We start from the raw sequence: 16,064 nt of genomic DNA, 5'->3' as shown, positions 1-16,064 counted from the left end.
GTTCAGATCGCTGTGCCGAGTTGAAAGATGGGCAGGTACATGGCAACCACCAGGGCGCCGACGATACTGCCCAGGATGACCATGATCAACGGCTCCATGAGGCTGGTCAGGCTGTCGACCAGGTGGTCCACCTCGACCTCATAATGCGCTGCGACTTTTTCCAGCAGATGATCCAGCATTCCGGATTCTTCACCGATGGCGGTCATCTGGATCGCCATAGTAGGGAAGACGCCGCTGGCACGCATGGCAAAGTTCAGTTGCATGCCACTGGCCACCTGTTGGCGGATGCGTTCCACCGCTTGCCTGAAGACCTTGTTGCCGCTGGCTCCGGCCACTGAATCCAGGGCCTGGACCAGAGGCACGCCAGCCGCGAAGGTGGTGGCCAGCGTACGGGCGTAGCGGGCCACTGCGGCCTTGTACAGCAGCGGGCCGGCCAAGGGCAGGCGTAGCAGTCCCTGATCCACACTGTCCCGCAGGCGCTCTGAGCGCCGATAAGCCTGCCTGATCCCTACCCCCATCAGCAGGCCGGCGCTGAGCAACCATCCGCCGTGGTTCTGGATGACATGGGAAAGGGTGATGACCCATTGGGTCAGTAGCGGCAATTGGGCGTTGAACCCGGCGAACAGGCTCTGGAATTGGGGAACCACCTTGATCAGCAGGATGCTGCTGACCAGGACGGCCACGCCGATCACCGCCACGGGATAGACCATGGCCTTTTTTACCCGGGCCTTGAGGTTCTCGCTTTTTTCCCTATGAGTGGCGACCCGTTCCAGCAAGGTATCCAGGGCGCCGGACTGTTCGCCGGCCTCCACCAGATTGCAGTACAGCTCGTCAAAGTGGCGCGGATGTCGGCGCAGCGCCGTGGCCAGGCTGGAGCCAGCCTCGATGTCGCGTTTGAGGCTGGCCAGCAGTTGGCGCATCAATGGCTGGACGAAGCTCTCGGCAATGATTTCGAAGGCTTGCAGCAGTGGCACCCCGGCCTGCATCAGGGTTGCCAGTTGCCGGGTGAACAGGGCGATCTCCCGTGCCTTGATTCGTTGGCCCGATCGGAGCCAGGCCCTGGGCTTGCGGCGTACCCGGGTTGGAGTGATGCCTTGCCTGCGCAGCTGAGCTCGGATCAGCGCCGGGTTTGCAGCGCTCAGCTCGCCGGCCAACTTGTGGCCCTGGCCGTCGGTGCCTTGCCAGAGATAGACGCTGGCCACAGGTGCTTTTACCGCCATGGTTCAATCCTTGATGCAGGGGTGAGCTTCTTGAAGCCTAGCCGCCGGGCACCTGACGCATAGGGGCGCTAGATGACGAAATTTGTCAGTTTGTGCAACTCCTCGTACTCAAGGCCATGGGCTATCAGCGCTGCAGGCCTTGAATTCCGTGGGGTTAACCTTGGCACAGGGCGTGCTTCAAGCCTTGCTGATTACCCACGGAGCATTCTTGCCAGGAGGCAACTCATGAAACATCAATCCGCTTTTACCCTGATCGAATTGCTGGTGGTGGTGGCCATCATCGGCATTCTCGCCACAGTGGCGATGCCGCTGTATTCCAAGTACCAGGTGCGGGCCAAGATGATGGCCGCGTTGGCCGAGGCGTCGGCGCTGAAGGTCAATATCGAGGACCTGCTTAATCAGGGAATCGACCCGACTCTGGCCCTCGCCGGTGGCACGCCCTTGACGTTGAACTGCCGAATGAGCGCCGAGGGCACTGCCGCCACCGGTGAAGGCAGTATCGGCTGTACCCTCCTCAATGCTCCGGGGGCGGTGTTGAACAAGACTCTGGTACTGAGCCGTTCGCCAGCTTCGGGATGGACGTGCAACACCACAGTGGAAGCCGACTATGCGCCCAAGGGCTGTGCCGCGCACGACACCTGAGTCCTGGCAGGCTGTTGGGGGTGGGCTTGATGAGCTGCGTCGAAAAAAGCCGCAACTTGCATGCAGATTGTTGGGTGGTCATGCATTTTGCATGATGCTGATTCTTCGCGTTATCTATAACTTATTGTTTTTTATGAGTTTTTTATGTGGTCTGGACTTGGCACAGCACCTGCAATATCCCTCATAACCCTGTTGCCAGGACACGGCGCAGGCTTTCTAAAAGAACAGGAGTTACTCGTATGAAGAAGTTCGCTATCGCTGCTGCAACTGCTACCGCTCTGACCCTGACCATGTCCAACGCAGCATTTGCGCAGACCACTCAAAGCACCCAGTCGCCTATGGTCGTGGCTGCCGGTGAAGTGACCAAGGCCAAAGAGGCCACCTCCGATACCTGGATCACCACCAAAGTGAAAAGCGATCTGGTAACCGAGAAAGGCATTCCTGGCACCGACATCAAGGTTGAAACCAACAAGGGCGTCGTCTCGCTGTCGTCCACTGTTGCCATTACCGAGGCGCAGAAAGCCACAGCAGTGGCAATCACCAAGAAAATCAAAGGCGTTCAAGCGGTCTCTGCCGACGGCCTGAAAGCCGAGTAAGACCCCAAGCTTCTCGCCTGGACAGGGAGAGGGGGCGGTAGACGAGCCAAGCGATACGTCTGCCGCTTCTTTCAAAGGTTCATGCGGAAGATCACAAGGATGTGATCATTACAGGCCCCGGCACTTTGTGTCGGGGCCTGTTCTATTGGGCGGGGAAGTGGCGCTGCTTGAGGCCGGCGCGGGCCTTACTCGCTGTCCAGGTGCAGCGGAGTGATCACCTTGCCGTCGCTTTCGGCCTGGCCGAGATTGGCATCGATGAAGTAGACCCGGTCATCGGCCAATTGGCCCTTGTCCACCAGGAAGTCCTTGATGCTGCTGGCCCGTTCCTGGCCCAGTTGGCGCAGCAACACGTCGCTGCCGCTCCAGAACTTGATCAGCCCCTCACGCAGTTTGGCACTGCGCTCGTCGCGGCTGAGCTGGGTCCATTCGGCCGGAGGTTGCTGTTTCAGGCGGGTGCGGTAGATGCCTTCCAGCAATGGCGCTTTCTCGCCCTCGGGAACCTGCAGCAAGGACGCCTGGGCCGGCACCTTGTCGCCGCGCCGTTGCAGGATTTTGTAGTAGTTGTACTGGTACTCGCGCTCCAAACGCTGTTCGGCGATCAGCGGACCATCGCTGCTCTGGGCGCTGGTGCCTTCGATCTCCAGGCGCAAGGTCGGACGCTCCTTGAGGGCCTTGGCCAGGGTGGTGAGGGCTGATTCGGACTCTTTGCTCAGTTCGCTGGAGCCAGGAGCGAAAGACACACTGCTCAGGTCTTCAGAGTCGCCGCCGGTGACCAGGCCGCCAATGAACTTGAAGGGGGCCTGGGCGGCTCGCAGCACCAGGTTGCGCAGGGTCTGCCAGACGATTGGCATCACGCTGAACTGTGGGTTGTTGAGGTCGCCGGAAATTGGCAACTCGATGGAAATCTTGCCGTCGGTGTCTTTCAGCAGGGCTACGGCCAGGCGAATCGGCAGGTCCACGGCGTCTGGGCTGTCGACCTTTTCACCCAGTTGCAGTTGTTCGACCACCAGTTTGTTCTCGGCCTTGAGCTGGCCCTTGGTGATCATGTAGTGCAAGTCGAGGTTGAGTCGGCCCTTGCGAATACGAAAACCGGCAAATTTTCCGGAATAGGGCGTCAGGGTGGTCAACTCCACTCGCTTGAAGCTGGTGGCGATGTCCAGTGCGGCCATTGGATCGAAGGGGTTGACGCTGCCCTTGATGGTCACTGGAGCGTAACGGTCGACCTTGCCCTTGACGTCGACTTCCGCCGGCTTGGCCTGGCGGCTGTCGATGGTGCCGATATGTCCGTTGAGTTGCTGGACTGCCGTGGCGAAGTTTGGTGTCAGGCTCAGGTCGGCGAAGTTGGCCGAACCATCGTTGATGGCGATTTTACCAATGTGAATACCCAGTGGCTTGCTGGAACTTGGAGCGGGCTTGCCCGAGGATTTGCTGCTGCCGCCTGCGGGTTGTGGAATCAGCAGGTCGTCGATATTGGTGGTGCGGTCATCGTTGATGATGAAGCGTGCATAAGGCTGCATCAGGTTGACCTGGCTGATGGTCAGGCTGTCACCGTGCTGATAGTTCAGGCCCTCCACCACCACTTGTTTCCACTTCACGAAGTCGCGGGTCTTGAGGGTGTCCAGGGTGTGCAACTGATCCACTTCGGCCCGGCCGGTGATGCTGAAGGTCAACGGTTCGACTTTCTTCAGGTCCACTGCCAGGTCGCTGCCGAGCATGCCGCTGCGCAGTTCCAGGCGAATGAACGGGCTGATGTAGGACTGGGCGACCCGCAGGTCGATGTCCTTGGTCTGCACCTTGAGCTTGGCGGTGATGGGGTTGAGGTTGACTTCGCCGGTGGCGCTGACCTTGCCTTGTTTACCCAGGCCGGTATCGAGCTTTAGGGTGAAAGGCGACTGGTTTAGGCTGTCGAAGTTTTTCAGATCCAGGTTCAGCGGGCCAACGTCCAGCGCCACGGCCGGTTTGGCTTGGCGGTCGGCCAGGTGCACCTGATAGTTGCGCAGTTCCACATCCTTGAGCAGTACCTGCCAGGGCTTGCTGGGGACTGCGGGTTCCTTGGTGGTATCGGCTGTGTCTGGCTGAGGCTTGGCTGCCGGCTTGGCGGGTTGGCTGGCGAAAAGCTTTTGCCAGTCCAGTTGGCCATCGGCTTCAAGGGCGGCCCAGGTCTCCAGTTTCTGGCTGCGGATCTTGCCGACTATGACGTGCTGCTTGGCCAGGTCCACCGTCGCTTCGCTGATGTCCAGGCGCTCCAGGCGCGCCAGCGGGCGACCGTCCGGGGCTTTGATGGCGAATGGCGCAACGCTGATGGAGGTGTTGTCCAGCAGCAGTTCGGTTTCCTTGGTCAGGCTGAATTTATAGTGGGTGCTGAGGTTGACCACGCCGTCTTCCAGCACCAGCGGCACGGCGTCACGGACATAGGGCCACCAGGCTTTCATCTTGCCGTCGGTGACTTTCAAGGTGCCTTCGGAAGCCAGCGGGGTCACGCTGAAGTTGCCGCTCCAGTCGATCTGTCCGCCTTCCGGGCCGGTGGCCACCAGGGTCATGTCGGCGCTGTCATCCGGCAGGGTGCTGAGGTTCTTCAGTTCAAAGTCGAGCTTGTTGTAGAGAAACTCGATGGGCTCGCTGGGGCGCAGGTCCTTGAAGTGCAGATAGCCGCCCGCCAGCTTGATGCGTTCAATGCGAACGGGAAACGGCTTGGCGTCGGGATCGCTCGGGGTCGGTTCGCTGGCAGGCAGCTTGAACAGGGCCAGGAGGTTGAGCTTGCCTTCCTTGTCGAAGAGGATCTCGGTCTTGGGCTGGTCCAGTTCGACGTCCGCCAGATGCAGAGCGCGTTTCCACAGACTGTCCAATTGCAGATTGGCGTAGAGGCGCTGGAAGGCAATCTGTTCCTTGCCCGGTTCGCCGACGCTCAGGCCCCAGAGGGTCAGTTCCAGGCTGAAGGGGTTGAGTTCGATACGCTGGATATGGGCCGGGGTCGTGGCGTAGTTGGCCAGTTGCTGGTTGGCCACCCGCAAGGCGATGCCCGGCAAAATCAGAAAGCCCAGCAGACTGTAAAGGGCGAGAGCGGTCAACAAGGCGCAGAGAGCGCGAATCAATCCTTTGGTCATGCGAGGCTTCATCTATCTGGATCGGAAGTGCCTTGGAGTATGGCACGCGTTTACGGTTCCGAAACCATCACAGTCTTCAGGATTGTTCAGATTTTTTGCCCCTGATCAAAGTTGCAGGATCAGTGTTTTCAGCGGTGGTTGTCCGTCCTGGGAAGGGAAGTCCGCAGCAGGGGCAAGGACCTGGCAATCGCGTACTGGCCGCCCGGCTTTCTCGGCGCAGCGCAGCACTTGTTCTCGCCAGTCCTGCAACGACACCTTGGCCAGGTTGTTACAGCAGATCAGCACACCCTCTTCGGCAGTGGCCAGCAGTGCCGGCTTCAGCAGGCTCTGATAATCGCGCAGCAGGTCGACGGTGCCGAAGGCACTCTTGGCCCAGGCAGGAGGGTCCAGCAAGACCAGATCGTATTGGCGTTGTTCAAGACGTGGGTAGCTGGGGAGCTTCTGTCCGCGTCGCTGACTGATGGGCAGGCCCGCCAGTTGGCGGATTGCTGGGAAGTAGTCCGACTGCACGAACTGCATGGCGGGTAGCTGCGGGTTGAGCTGGCCGTTTTCCCGGCCTACCGCCAGGTTGCCTTCGGCGAAGTCCAGGTTGAGGACCTCCCGGGCGCCTCCGGCCGCAGCGCAGAGGCCGACACCGCAGGTATAGGCGAAGAGATTGAGTACGCTTTTCCCGGCACTGTGCTGCTTGACCCAGCCGCGAGCGTTGCGCAGGTCGAGAAACAGCAACGGGTCCTGCCCGGCATGACGGCCACGGACACGATAATTCAACCCCCATTCATGGCCGACCAGATCCTCCAGGGCACTGTCGTCGGCGCGGTACACCGAGTCTTCACGGTCGATACGCGAGTTGCCGCGGGAGCGATCGTTGTAGACCAGCAGGGTCGACAGGTTCAGCTGTTGATTGATGGTTTCGTGCAATTGCAGCAGGGCATCGCGTTCCAGCGTTTGGTGAAAGCTCTGTACCAGCAACTGCGGCCCATAACGGTCGACGGTCAGGCCACCGGCGCCTTCCTGGCTGCCGTGGAACAGGCGATAGCAGTCGGTGCCTTGCTGGTGCAGTTCGGCGAGCAGGTCTTGACGGTGATCGAGGGCGGCGCGCAGCGCCTGATTCAAGGAAGACATGCAGGGCGCCTTGGAGAAGAGGAATAAGGCGCCGCAGTTTACCAGCCTCCTGCCCGTTGTAGGAGCCAAGTGCTGGCGAAGGCGATCTCTCGGACTCTATGGCCAATGCCACGCCCTGGCCGCCGCCGATGATCACTTTGGCATCGCCGCAGCCAATGGCCTGGGCGCTCAGGTGCAAGACCTTGAGGGCGGAGCCGCAGACTTTGTTCAGGGTCTTGGTGGGTACGGCGTGGTGCTGGCCGGCCAATTGCGAACTGTCTGGGCGTGTTGTGCATGAGCGGTCCTCTTCTACAGACCCATGCGTCGTTTCGCTCGATGCACCGAACTGTCACGCACCGCCCAGCGCAGCATCGGCGTACTGCGTTTGACGCTGGCTCGAATCAGCTGGCGTTGCAGCGGGTTCTGATTGACGTCAAGCATGGCGCTGGCCCAGTCCGGCAGCAGGTCGATACCGGCCTGCATCATCAATGAACCAAAAGGTTTGGCCAGGCGACTGGGAGCTGGAGCCGCCTGTAGCAGGCGCAGAACCTCGCGACTGCGATCGTCGCACAGCAGTTGCGGACGCATGGCCTGCAGGTAGTCGGCCACCGCCCGCCGCGAGCGGGGCACATCCCGGGCGCCGAGACGTTCGGCGATCAGCGCGATCTCGTCGTAGTAGCGGTCCTGGTCTGCCCCTGACAGGCGAGGGTTGAGGTAACGCAGGTGGGCGGCGAGAAAGTTGCTGACTTCCGCCACATGCACCCAGGTCAGCAGGTCTGGATCGCTGGCGGCGTAAGGACGGCCGTCAGGAGCGGTGCCCACGATATGCAGGTGAATAGTGCGTACTTTTTCGATCAGCCATTCGGCGTCCTGACGGGAGCCGAAGGTGGTGCCGGAAATGAACTGGCCGGTGCGGCGCAGGCGGCCGATCATGTCCTGGCGAAAGTTCGAGTGGTCCCAGACCCCGGCCAGGGCCAGGGGGTGCAGGGCTTGCATCAGCAAGGCACTGATGCCGCCGATCAGCATGCTGCTGAAGTCGGCGTGTACCTGCCAACTGACCGAGCCCGGCCCGAACAGGCCGGGGTCGCCCTTGGGATGCTCCAGGTCGAGTTGCCCCAGGGAGAGGCCAGACAAGCTCATGACCTGGCTTTCGATACGGCTGCGAATGAATTCCATGACAGCTCGGTGCGGGTAGTGAAAAAAGGCGCGGCCGTGGCCGCGCCGGTTTCAAGCGTTCAGGCGCTTGTCGATCAGGCCTTCCACCACACTGGGGTCCGCCAGGGTCGAGGTATCCCCCAAGGTCTCCAGTTCGTTGCAGGCGATCTTGCGCAGGATACGCCGCATGATCTTGCCCGAGCGAGTTTTCGGCAGGGCCGGGGCCCACTGGATCAGCTCCGGTTTGGCAAAGCTGCCGATTTCACGGCTGACCAGGGCCAGCAGTTGCTTTTTCAGTTCCTCGTCGGGTTCGATGCCTTGCATGGGCGTGACAAAGGCATAGATCCCCTGGCCCTTGAGGTCGTGGGGGTAACCGACCACGGCGGCCTCGGCGATGTCGTCGTGAAGTACCAGGGCGCTTTCCACTTCGGCAGTGCCGATGCGGTGCCCGGAGACGTTGATCACGTCGTCGATGCGTCCGGTGATCCAGTAGCTGCCGTCCTCGTCCCGGCGCGCGCCATCACCGGTGAAGTAGTAGCCGGGGTAAGGCGCGAAGTAGGTTTCGATCATGCGCTTGGGATCGCCGTAGACGCTGCGTATCTGTGCCGGCCAACTGGCCTTGATCGCCAGGATGCCGCTGCCGGCACCTTGGATTTCCTTGCCCTGGTCGTCCAGCAACACCGGTTGTACACCGAACATCGGCGTCGAGGCGCAGCCGGGTTTGACCTGCCGGGCGCTGATCAGGGGGCTGAGCATGATGCCGCCGGTCTCGGTCTGCCACCAGGTATCGACAATCGGGCAGCGCTGCTCGCCCACGACATTGAAATACCACTCCCAGGCTTCCGGGTTGATCGGTTCGCCAACACTGCCCAGGAGCCGCAGGCTGCTACGGGAGGTGCGCTGCACGGGGTCGTTGCCTTCGCGCATCAGGGCCCGCAGGGCGGTCGGGGCAGTGTAGAAAATGTTCACCTGGTGCTTGTCCACCACCTCCCAGAAACGCGAGGTGCTGGGATAGTTGGGCACGCCTTCGAAGATCAGCGTGGTGGCACCGTTGGCCAGCGGACCGTAGAGGATGTAGCTGTGGCCGGTGACCCAGCCGACGTCGGCGGTGCACCAGAAGACCTCGCCGTCGCGGTAGTCCAGTACGTACTTGAAGGTCATGGCGGCCTGTAGCAGGTAGCCGCCGGTGGTATGCAGAACGCCTTTGGGTTTGCCGGTGCTGCCGGAGGTATAGAGGATGAACAGCGGGTCTTCGGCGTCCATCGGCTCGGGGGCGCACTGGTCGCTGGCCGCGGCTACGGCCTGCTGGTAGTGAATGTCGCGGCCCTCTACCCAGTTCACCGGGTTACGGGTGCGCTCGACCACCACCACGCTGCTGACGTCCGGGCAACTGAGCAGGGCCTTGTCGACGTTGCTCTTGAGGGGAATCTGTTTGCCACCGCGCACGCCTTCGTCGGCGGTGATCAGGGTGCGGCAGTCAGCGTTGAGAATCCGGTCGCGCAGGGCCTCCGGGGAGAAGCCGCCGAACACCACCGAATGCACGGCACCGATTCGGGTGCAGGCGAGCATGGCGTAGGCCACTTCGGGAATCATCGGCATGTAGATGCACACCCGGTCGCCTTTTTTCACGCCACGACTTTTCAGCACGTTGGCCAGGCGGCAGACATGCCCGTGAAGTTCTTTGTAGGTGATGCGTTGCGAGTCGGCGGGGTTATCGCCTTCCCAGATGATGGCTGCCTGATCGCCGCGTTTTTCCAGATGACGATCAATGCAGTTGTAGCTGACGTTGAGTTGGCCGCCACGGAACCAGCTGGCCTCGCCGGTGCGCATGTCATGGCTGTGCACGCTGTCCCAGGGGCTGCTCCAGTGCAGGAAACGCTTGGCCTGCTCGGCCCAGAACACATCTGGCTGCTCAATGGATTGGCGGTAGAGGTGGTGGTAGTCGTCCTGACTCATTTGCGCCGCCCGGCGGACGGCATCGGCTTTCGGAAAAGTGCTGATATCGAACATGACGGTTCCTTATTCTTGTTTTGCGACAAGCCATAAGGGTGCGCACAAGTGTCAGGAAGGTTCAAGGGGGGAGGGCGGTGGCCCGGACGGGAGCCGACGTGGCGGCTCCCGGGACAGAGAAGGTTGATCAGCCGCGGTGACGGCCGCGGAAGTAGTTGATCAGGCCTTGGGTCGAAGCATCGTCGGCCAGGGTTTCGTCGCTACCGACCAGACGGTTGTAGACGCCTTTGCCCAGTTCCTTGCCCAGCTCCACGCCCCACTGGTCGAAGGCGTTGATGCCCCAGACCACGCTTTGCACGAAGACCTTGTGTTCGTACAGCGCTACCAGGGCGCCCAGGCGCCGCGGGCTGATGCGTTCCACCACCAGGGTGTTGCTCGGACGGTTGCCGGGAATCACCTTGTGCGGCGCGAGTTTTGCCACATCGGCTTCGCTCATGCCTTTCTCGCGCAGTTCGCTCTCGGCTTCGGCGCGGGTCTTGCCCAGCATCAGCGCCTGGCTCTGGGACAGGCAGTTGGCGTACAGCCACTGGTGGTGGTCAGCCACCGGGTTGAAGCTGACGATCGGCACGATGAAGTCGGCCGGAATCAGTTGGGTGCCCTGGTGCAGCAACTGGTGATAGGCGTGCTGACCGTTGCAGCCTACGCCGCCCCAGATCACCGGGCCGGTATCGGTGGCCACCGGGGTACCGTCCTGGCGCACGCTCTTGCCGTTGGATTCCATGTCCAGTTGCTGCAAGTGCTTGGTGATGTTGCGCAGGTAGTGGTCGTACGGCAGGATCGCGTGACTTTGCGCTCCCCAGAAGTTGCCGTACCACACTCCCAGCAGGGCCAGCAGTACCGGCATGTTCTGCTCGAACGGTGCGCTCTGGAAGTGCTGGTCCATGGTGTAGGCACCGGACAGCAGTTCCTTGAAGTTGGACATGCCGATGGCCAGTGCGATCGGCAAGCCGATGGCGGACCAGAGCGAGTAGCGTCCACCGACCCAGTCCCACATTGGGAAGATGTTCTCTTCACGAATGCCGAAGGCCACGGCGGCCGCGTTGTTGCTCGACACGGCGATGAAGTGGCGGTGCAATTCGGCTTCGGAGCCGCCCTGGGCCAGGTACCAGGCCCGCGCTGCCTGGGCGTTCTTCAGGGTTTCGAGGGTGTTGAATGACTTGGAAGAAACGATGAATAGCGTGGTTTCTGCACGGATTTTCGCCGAAAGCTCATGGAACTCGCTACCGTCGATATTGGCCAGGTAGTGACAGCGCACGCCTTTCTGGGCATAGGACAACAGCGCCTCGGACACCAGCTCCGGGCCGAGGAACGAGCCACCGATACCGATGTTGACCACGTCGGTGATGGGTTTCTCGGTGTAGCCGCGCCACAGGCCGTCGTGGATGCGCCCGACCAGTTCGGTGATCTGGTTCAGTACCTTGTGTACTTCCGGCATCACGTTGACGCCATTGACCGACAGCTTGTCGCCCACCGGACGGCGCAGCGCAGTGTGCAGCGCCGGACGGCCTTCGGAGGCGTTGACCAGCTCACCGGTCACCATGGACTTGATGGCATCGGCCAGACCGACTTCCTTGGCCAGATTCACCAGCAGATCGCGGGTCTGGCTGGTGATCAGGTTTTTCGAGTAGTCGAGAAACAGTCCGCAGCTGCTCAGGGTAAATTGGTTGAAGCGCTGTGGATCGGTATTGAACGCCTCGCGCATGCTGAAATCCTGCATGGCTTGGCGGTGGTCTTTCAACGCTTGCCAGGCGGGCAGAGCGGTAACGTCGTGAGGAGTGCGGTAGTACGCCATCGCTGCGGTTTTCCTTTTGCTTGAACTGCCTTTTTGGACACTGAGAAGCCCGGAACGTCCTGCGCGGTCTCAAGGACCTCGTTCCTTCAGTCCTGTGCTGATTCGATTAATCACCCAGGGCGATAACAGTAACTCCAGCGTGCTGTTCTGTCTTGGCTTTGTGCGCCTTGTGGCCGGTACTATTTTGTACTGGCGGGGCCAATCAGGGCTGCACGGGGGGCTTTCAGCGGGAATAAACGGGGTTGGAATCGGCTGGCTTCAACGGGGACCCCAAGGTTTCGTGGTTCCGCTCGTTGCCGGGGGCATCTACCGCCTGCGTGGTCTGGCACTGAGCAGATCGCTTTCACCCTGGGCAAGATGGCACGCATGGGAAATTCCTGGATCGGATCCTCGAACAGGACCTGCAGTATCAGCTGCAGGCCCCAGCCGGCGGCAGTTTGCCCGAAGGTTGGCGTTCGGGCAATCAGGCGTTCATGCCGGCGTGTCGAGGTCCAGATGCAGGTTGTCGATCAAGCGTGTTGCGCCCAGATAAGCCGCCACCAGAATCACCAGGTCACGGTCTTCGGCAGTGGCGGGACGCAGGTTTTTCGCGTGACGGATTTCCAGGTAGTCCCGTCGCAGGCCGGCCGCCTCGAGCTGCTGCTGTTGCTCGGCCAGTAGCCTCGGATAGTCACGCTCGCCATCCCGAATGGCCTGAGCGATTTGGCTCAGACTGCGGTACAGCACGGGGGCGATGGCGAGCTGCTCTGCGCTCAAGTAGCCATTGCGCGAGGACAGGGCCAGGCCGTCGGTGGCCCTCACCGTCGGCTCGCCGATGATCTGGATCGGCATGTTCAGGTCATGCACCAGGGCACGAATAACCGCCAACTGCTGGTAGTCCTTCTGGCCGAACACGGCAAGGTCCGGCTGGACCATGTTGAACAGCTTGCTGACCACCGTGGCCACGCCTTCGAAATGACCGGGGCGGCTGGCGCCGCACAGGCCTTCGGAGAGCTGTGGCACGCTGACCCGGGTCTGCCCAGCCATGCCGTCGGGGTACATCTCTTCGACACTGGGAGCGAACAGCAGATGGCAGCCAGCTTCGAGCAGTTTCTCCTGGTCGGCGGCCAGGGTGCGCGGATACTTGTCCAGGTCTTCGCCGGCGCCGAACTGCAGCGGGTTGACGAAGATACTGGCCACCACGAAATCCACTCGCTGGGCGGCCTTGGCCACCAGGGCGGCGTGACCGCTGTGCAGGTTGCCCATGGTGGGGACGAAGCCGATCCGCTTGCCTTCGCTGCGGGCGCGGGCGACCGCAGCGCGCAACTCGCGCACGGTTTTGACTGTATTCATGCAGAGAACCCGTGTTCGACGCCTGGGAAGGTAACGGCCTTGACCGCTTCGACATAGGCACTCAACGCCGCCTGGATGCTGTCTTTGCCGGCCATGAAGTTCTTCACGAACTTGGGCGAGCGACCGCTCAGGGACAGGCCCAGCATGTCGTGGAGCACCAGCACCTGGCCGTCGGTGGCGCTGCCGGCACCGATGCCAATCACCGGGATTTTCACCGCTTGAGTGATTTCCGCCGCGAGTTCGCTAGGGACGCACTCCAGCAGCAACATGGCGGCACCGGCCTGCTCCAGGGCAATGGCATCGGCCCGCATCTGCCGCGCCTGGTTCTCGTTGCGCCCCTGGACCTTGTAGCCGCCCAGCACATTCACTGTTTGTGGCGTCAGCCCCATGTGTACGCAGACCGGAACGCCGCGTTCGTTCAGCAGGCGAACCGATTCGGCCAGCCAGGCGGCACCTTCGATCTTGACCATGTGCGCCCCGGCCTGCATCAACTGGGCCGAGCTGCTCAGGGCCTGTTCGGGGGTGGCATAGGACATGAAGGGCAGGTCGGCGAGGATCAAAGCGCCGTTGTTGCCGCGTTTGACCGCCGCGACGTGATAGGCCATATCGGCGTTGCTCACGGGCAGTGTGCTGTCGTGCCCTTGCAACACCATGCCCAGGGAGTCGCCTACCAGCAGGACTTCGACGCCGGCTTCACAGCAGGTGTGGGCGAAGGTGGCGTCATAGCAGGTCAGCATGGTGATCTTTTCACCTTTCTGCTTGAGGCTTTGCAGGGTGGTCAGAGTGATGTCTGGCATGAAAAGGGGTCCTCATTTCAGGCGCTTTGGAAACTACTGCGAGTAACGCGCGTGATTCTTCGTTATTCAGGCGCACGGTCTTTTGTCGTGCTTATACAGCCTGGTTCCAAGCGATTTGAAAGCGGTACTGGGATTCGCGCTGGTGGCGCTGGACGCCTCATTCTGTGCCCAGAAGGGGCTGTGTACCAGCGGGTGCCACCGCCGTTGCACAAGCGCCTTGGCCTAGCGTTTCCTGGGGTCGCCGCGAACAAGCCTCGCTTGAATTGCGCCCTTTAACGCCGGGATGGCGGCAACGGGACGCCTATAGTCGTGATGAGGACTCTGGAAGTCAATTAGATGTGTTACCGCCTTGTTACGCCGTGAGTGTTACCGCCGTCACTGATGCGTTTCAGCGGTTATTTCAGCCGTTCCAGGCCGACAAATGGACAGGCGTCGAGCAGCTCCTGCAGGGTACGTCCGTCGGCCAGTCGCAATTCAGCGGGGGCCAGTTCTGCCAGGGGATAGAGGACAAAGGGGCGGGCGTGCATATGGTAATGAGGGACTTTGAGGCGCGGTTCGTCAATCAGGCGATCGCCGAACAGGAGGATGTCCAGGTCCAGGGTGCGAGGGCCCCAGCGTTCATGACGTTCTCGGCCTTGCTGGTTTTCGATGGCCTGCAGCGCATCAAGCAGTGCCAAGGGCTCCAGGTCACTGTCCAGCGCCGCCACGGCATTGGTGTAGCGCGGTTGGCCGGGCAGCAGGGAATCGCTTTGATAGAAGGCCGACACGCCGTGGAAGTGGCTTGCGGGCAACTGCGCCAAGGCCTCGAGTGCGCTGCGCAGTTGCTCTTCAGGGGCAGCCAGATTGCTGCCCATGCCAATGTAGATGCGTTCCATCCATTACTCGCCTGAAGCGCTGGAGCTGCCTGCACGCTTGCGTTTGGCACCGCTGCTGCGCCGACGTTTGCGTGGCGCGCCGCTGGTGTCTTCCTTACCGCTCAGGTCGCGGATCATGTCGCGGCGTTCGGAGTCATTGGCGTCCTGGTAGTCGGTCCACCATTCACCCAGGCCGTCAGTCTGCTCGCCTGCGCTTTCACGCAGTAGCAGGAAGTCGTAGCCGGCACGGAAGCGCGGGTTGTCCAGCAACTGGTCGGCGCGCTTGCCGCTGCGCCGTGGCAGCCGTTCCTGCATGTCCCAGATTTCGCGGATCGGCATGGTGAAGCGCTTGGGAATGGCAATGCGTTGGCACTGTTCGGCGATCAGTTCGTGGGCAGCTTCCTGCATGGCCGGGATTGGCGGCATGCCGCGCTCCTGCAGGCGCAGGACCCGGGCGGGCAGGGCCGGCCAGAGCAGGGCGGCGAACAGGAAGGCCGGAGTCACGGGCTTGTTCTGCTTGATTCGCAAATCAGTGTTGATCAAGGCTTCACTGATCAATGTATGGGTGTAGGTCGGGTTGTATTCCAGGGCTTCGGCGCTGGCCGGGAACAATGGATCGAAGAGTTGCAGGTCCACCAGCATTTCGAAGGTGTCGGCCGCGTAGCCGGAGAGGAATAACTTGAGCACTTCTTCGAACAGACGTGCGGAAGGGATTTCCCGCAGCATGGGAGCCAGTTCGCGGATCGGCGTTGCGGTGTGTTTTTCGATACCGAAGTTGAGTTTTGCCGCGAATCGCACGGCACGCAGCATCCGCACCGGGTCTTCCTGGTAGCGCTGCCGAGGGTCGCCGATGAGGCGGATCAGATTGTTGCGAATGTCGTGTACGCCATTGGCGTAATCGAGGATGCGTTCGCTGACCGGGTCGTAATACAGGGCGTTGATGGTGAAGTCGCGGCGTTGCGCGTCTTCTTCAAGGGTGCCGTAGACATTATCCCGCAGAATTCGCCCGCTTTCGTTACGGGAGGATTGATTGCTGTCTTCCTCGTCGTCGTTCTGCGGGTGGTTGGCGCGGAAAGTCGCGACCTCGATGATTTCGCGACCGAAGTGGATATGCACCAGTTTGAAACGACGGCCAATGATCCGTGCGTTACGAAACTCGGCCTTGACCTGCTCCGGTGTAGCGCTGGTGGCGACGTCGAAATCCTTGGGGGTGATGTTGAGCAGCATGTCGCGCACGCAGCCACCCACCAGATACGCCTGGTAGCCGGCGTTCTGCAGGCGTTCGACGATATTTACCGCATACCGGCTGAACTGGGCACGTTGCAGCGAATGTTGGCTGCTATTGAGCACTTCAGGGGTGCTGCGTTTATGTTGCGTACGACGCAAGGGAGAACGGAATGACTGGAACAGCTTCTTCAGCATGGGATGCACTGTTTGAAGGAATGTTCGGCCAAAACGAAG

12 protein-coding genes and 1 pseudogene are annotated in these 16,064 nt (G+C 61.2%); 2 read left to right on the top strand and 11 right to left on the bottom strand.

Translation table 11 applies throughout. From position 1 onward, the window contains the following. Positions 1-2: 2 nt before the first annotated feature. Positions 3-1,220, bottom strand: coding sequence for a type II secretion system F family protein (locus PQT43_RS19390; protein WP_102882236.1), 1,218 nt, complete (start codon positions 1,218-1,220; stop codon positions 3-5). A gap of 225 nt (positions 1,221-1,445) precedes the next feature. Between PQT43_RS19390 and PQT43_RS19385 the strand changes: the two genes are divergently transcribed. Both PQT43_RS19385 and PQT43_RS19380 read left to right on the top strand, forming a co-directional pair. Next, positions 1,446-1,862 (top strand): pilin, encoded by a 417-nt coding sequence (locus tag PQT43_RS19385; RefSeq protein ID WP_102882235.1) that lies wholly within the window; start codon positions 1,446-1,448, stop codon positions 1,860-1,862. A 239-nt stretch (positions 1,863-2,101) separates the two neighbouring features. Continuing rightward, positions 2,102-2,458: a BON domain-containing protein gene (locus PQT43_RS19380; protein WP_102865479.1), complete on the top strand. Its 357-nt coding sequence runs from the start codon at positions 2,102-2,104 to the stop codon at positions 2,456-2,458. A 185-nt stretch (positions 2,459-2,643) separates the two neighbouring features. Here PQT43_RS19380 and PQT43_RS19375 read toward each other — a convergent pair whose 3' ends face one another. The 10 genes and pseudogenes from PQT43_RS19375 to PQT43_RS19330 all read right to left on the bottom strand — a co-directional run bounded on the left by PQT43_RS19375 (position 2,644) and on the right by PQT43_RS19330 (position 16,025). After that, entirely contained in the window at positions 2,644-5,562 is a 2,919-nt protein-coding gene (locus PQT43_RS19375) for a DUF748 domain-containing protein (RefSeq protein WP_123390450.1), read from the bottom strand. Positions 5,563-5,667: 105 nt separating this feature from the next. Beyond that, on the bottom strand, positions 5,668-6,684 hold the full coding sequence (locus tag PQT43_RS19370; protein ID WP_267268929.1) for a class I SAM-dependent rRNA methyltransferase: 1,017 nt from the start codon (positions 6,682-6,684) through the stop codon (positions 5,668-5,670). 115 nt (positions 6,685-6,799) lie between these two features. Further along, positions 6,800-6,928 (bottom strand): annotated as a pseudogene (locus PQT43_RS19365) (acetyl-CoA C-acetyltransferase); the annotation flags it as partial. 44 nt (positions 6,929-6,972) lie between these two features. Next, entirely contained in the window at positions 6,973-7,839 is an 867-nt protein-coding gene (locus tag PQT43_RS19360; protein ID WP_267268928.1) for an oxygenase MpaB family protein, read from the bottom strand. A 51-nt stretch (positions 7,840-7,890) separates the two neighbouring features. Then, the gene (gene acs, locus PQT43_RS19355) at positions 7,891-9,828 is read right to left on the bottom strand and encodes an acetate--CoA ligase (protein ID WP_267268927.1); all 1,938 of its coding nucleotides are present in this window, start codon (positions 9,826-9,828) and stop codon (positions 7,891-7,893) included. A gap of 127 nt (positions 9,829-9,955) precedes the next feature. Further along, positions 9,956-11,620: a glucose-6-phosphate isomerase gene (gene pgi / locus PQT43_RS19350; protein WP_102882229.1), complete on the bottom strand. Its 1,665-nt coding sequence runs from the start codon at positions 11,618-11,620 to the stop codon at positions 9,956-9,958. 471 nt (positions 11,621-12,091) lie between these two features. Further along, positions 12,092-12,952 carry a pantoate--beta-alanine ligase gene (gene panC, locus PQT43_RS19345; protein ID WP_253085040.1) on the bottom strand — a complete coding sequence of 287 codons (861 nt, stop codon included), beginning with the start codon at positions 12,950-12,952 and terminating at the stop codon, positions 12,092-12,094. Beyond that, positions 12,949-13,749: a 3-methyl-2-oxobutanoate hydroxymethyltransferase gene (panB, locus tag PQT43_RS19340; protein ID WP_102882227.1), complete on the bottom strand. Its 801-nt coding sequence runs from the start codon at positions 13,747-13,749 to the stop codon at positions 12,949-12,951. Before panB ends, panC begins: the two co-directional genes overlap by 4 nt. Positions 13,750-14,144: 395 nt before the next feature. Beyond that, positions 14,145-14,624 carry a 2-amino-4-hydroxy-6-hydroxymethyldihydropteridine diphosphokinase gene (gene folK / locus PQT43_RS19335; RefSeq protein WP_102882226.1) on the bottom strand — a complete coding sequence of 160 codons (480 nt, stop codon included), beginning with the start codon at positions 14,622-14,624 and terminating at the stop codon, positions 14,145-14,147. A gap of 3 nt (positions 14,625-14,627) precedes the next feature. After that, a complete protein-coding gene (locus tag PQT43_RS19330; RefSeq protein WP_110597066.1) occupies positions 14,628-16,025 on the bottom strand; it encodes a polynucleotide adenylyltransferase PcnB in 1,398 nt (465 codons plus the stop codon). Positions 16,026-16,064 lie beyond the last annotated feature (39 nt).

It is taken from the genome of Pseudomonas sp. BLCC-B112 (assembly GCF_028550695.1).
Classification (GTDB): Bacteria; Pseudomonadota; Gammaproteobacteria; order Pseudomonadales; family Pseudomonadaceae; genus Aquipseudomonas; species Aquipseudomonas danubii.
The sequence above is the reverse complement of the archived record's forward strand: the minus strand, read 5'-3'. Positions and strand labels throughout refer to the sequence as shown.

Coding starts and splice junctions, on each gene's coding strand:
- acs (WP_267268927.1), bottom strand. CDS start 9,828: ATGTTCGATATCAGCACTTTTCCGAAAGCCGATGCCGTCCGCCGGGCG.
- PQT43_RS19360 (WP_267268928.1), bottom strand. CDS start 7,839: ATGGAATTCATTCGCAGCCGTATCGAAAGCCAGGTCATGAGCTTGTCT.
- PQT43_RS19390 (WP_102882236.1), bottom strand. CDS start 1,220: ATGGCGGTAAAAGCACCTGTGGCCAGCGTCTATCTCTGGCAAGGCACC.
- PQT43_RS19380 (WP_102865479.1), top strand. CDS start 2,102: ATGAAGAAGTTCGCTATCGCTGCTGCAACTGCTACCGCTCTGACCCTG.
- panB (WP_102882227.1), bottom strand. CDS start 13,749: ATGCCAGACATCACTCTGACCACCCTGCAAAGCCTCAAGCAGAAAGGT.
- pgi (WP_102882229.1), bottom strand. CDS start 11,620: ATGGCGTACTACCGCACTCCTCACGACGTTACCGCTCTGCCCGCCTGG.
- PQT43_RS19385 (WP_102882235.1), top strand. CDS start 1,446: ATGAAACATCAATCCGCTTTTACCCTGATCGAATTGCTGGTGGTGGTG.
- PQT43_RS19330 (WP_110597066.1), bottom strand. CDS start 16,025: ATGCTGAAGAAGCTGTTCCAGTCATTCCGTTCTCCCTTGCGTCGTACG.
- PQT43_RS19370 (WP_267268929.1), bottom strand. CDS start 6,684: ATGTCTTCCTTGAATCAGGCGCTGCGCGCCGCCCTCGATCACCGTCAA.
- PQT43_RS19375 (WP_123390450.1), bottom strand. CDS start 5,562: ATGACCAAAGGATTGATTCGCGCTCTCTGCGCCTTGTTGACCGCTCTC.
- panC (WP_253085040.1), bottom strand. CDS start 12,952: ATGAATACAGTCAAAACCGTGCGCGAGTTGCGCGCTGCGGTCGCCCGC.
- folK (WP_102882226.1), bottom strand. CDS start 14,624: ATGGAACGCATCTACATTGGCATGGGCAGCAATCTGGCTGCCCCTGAA.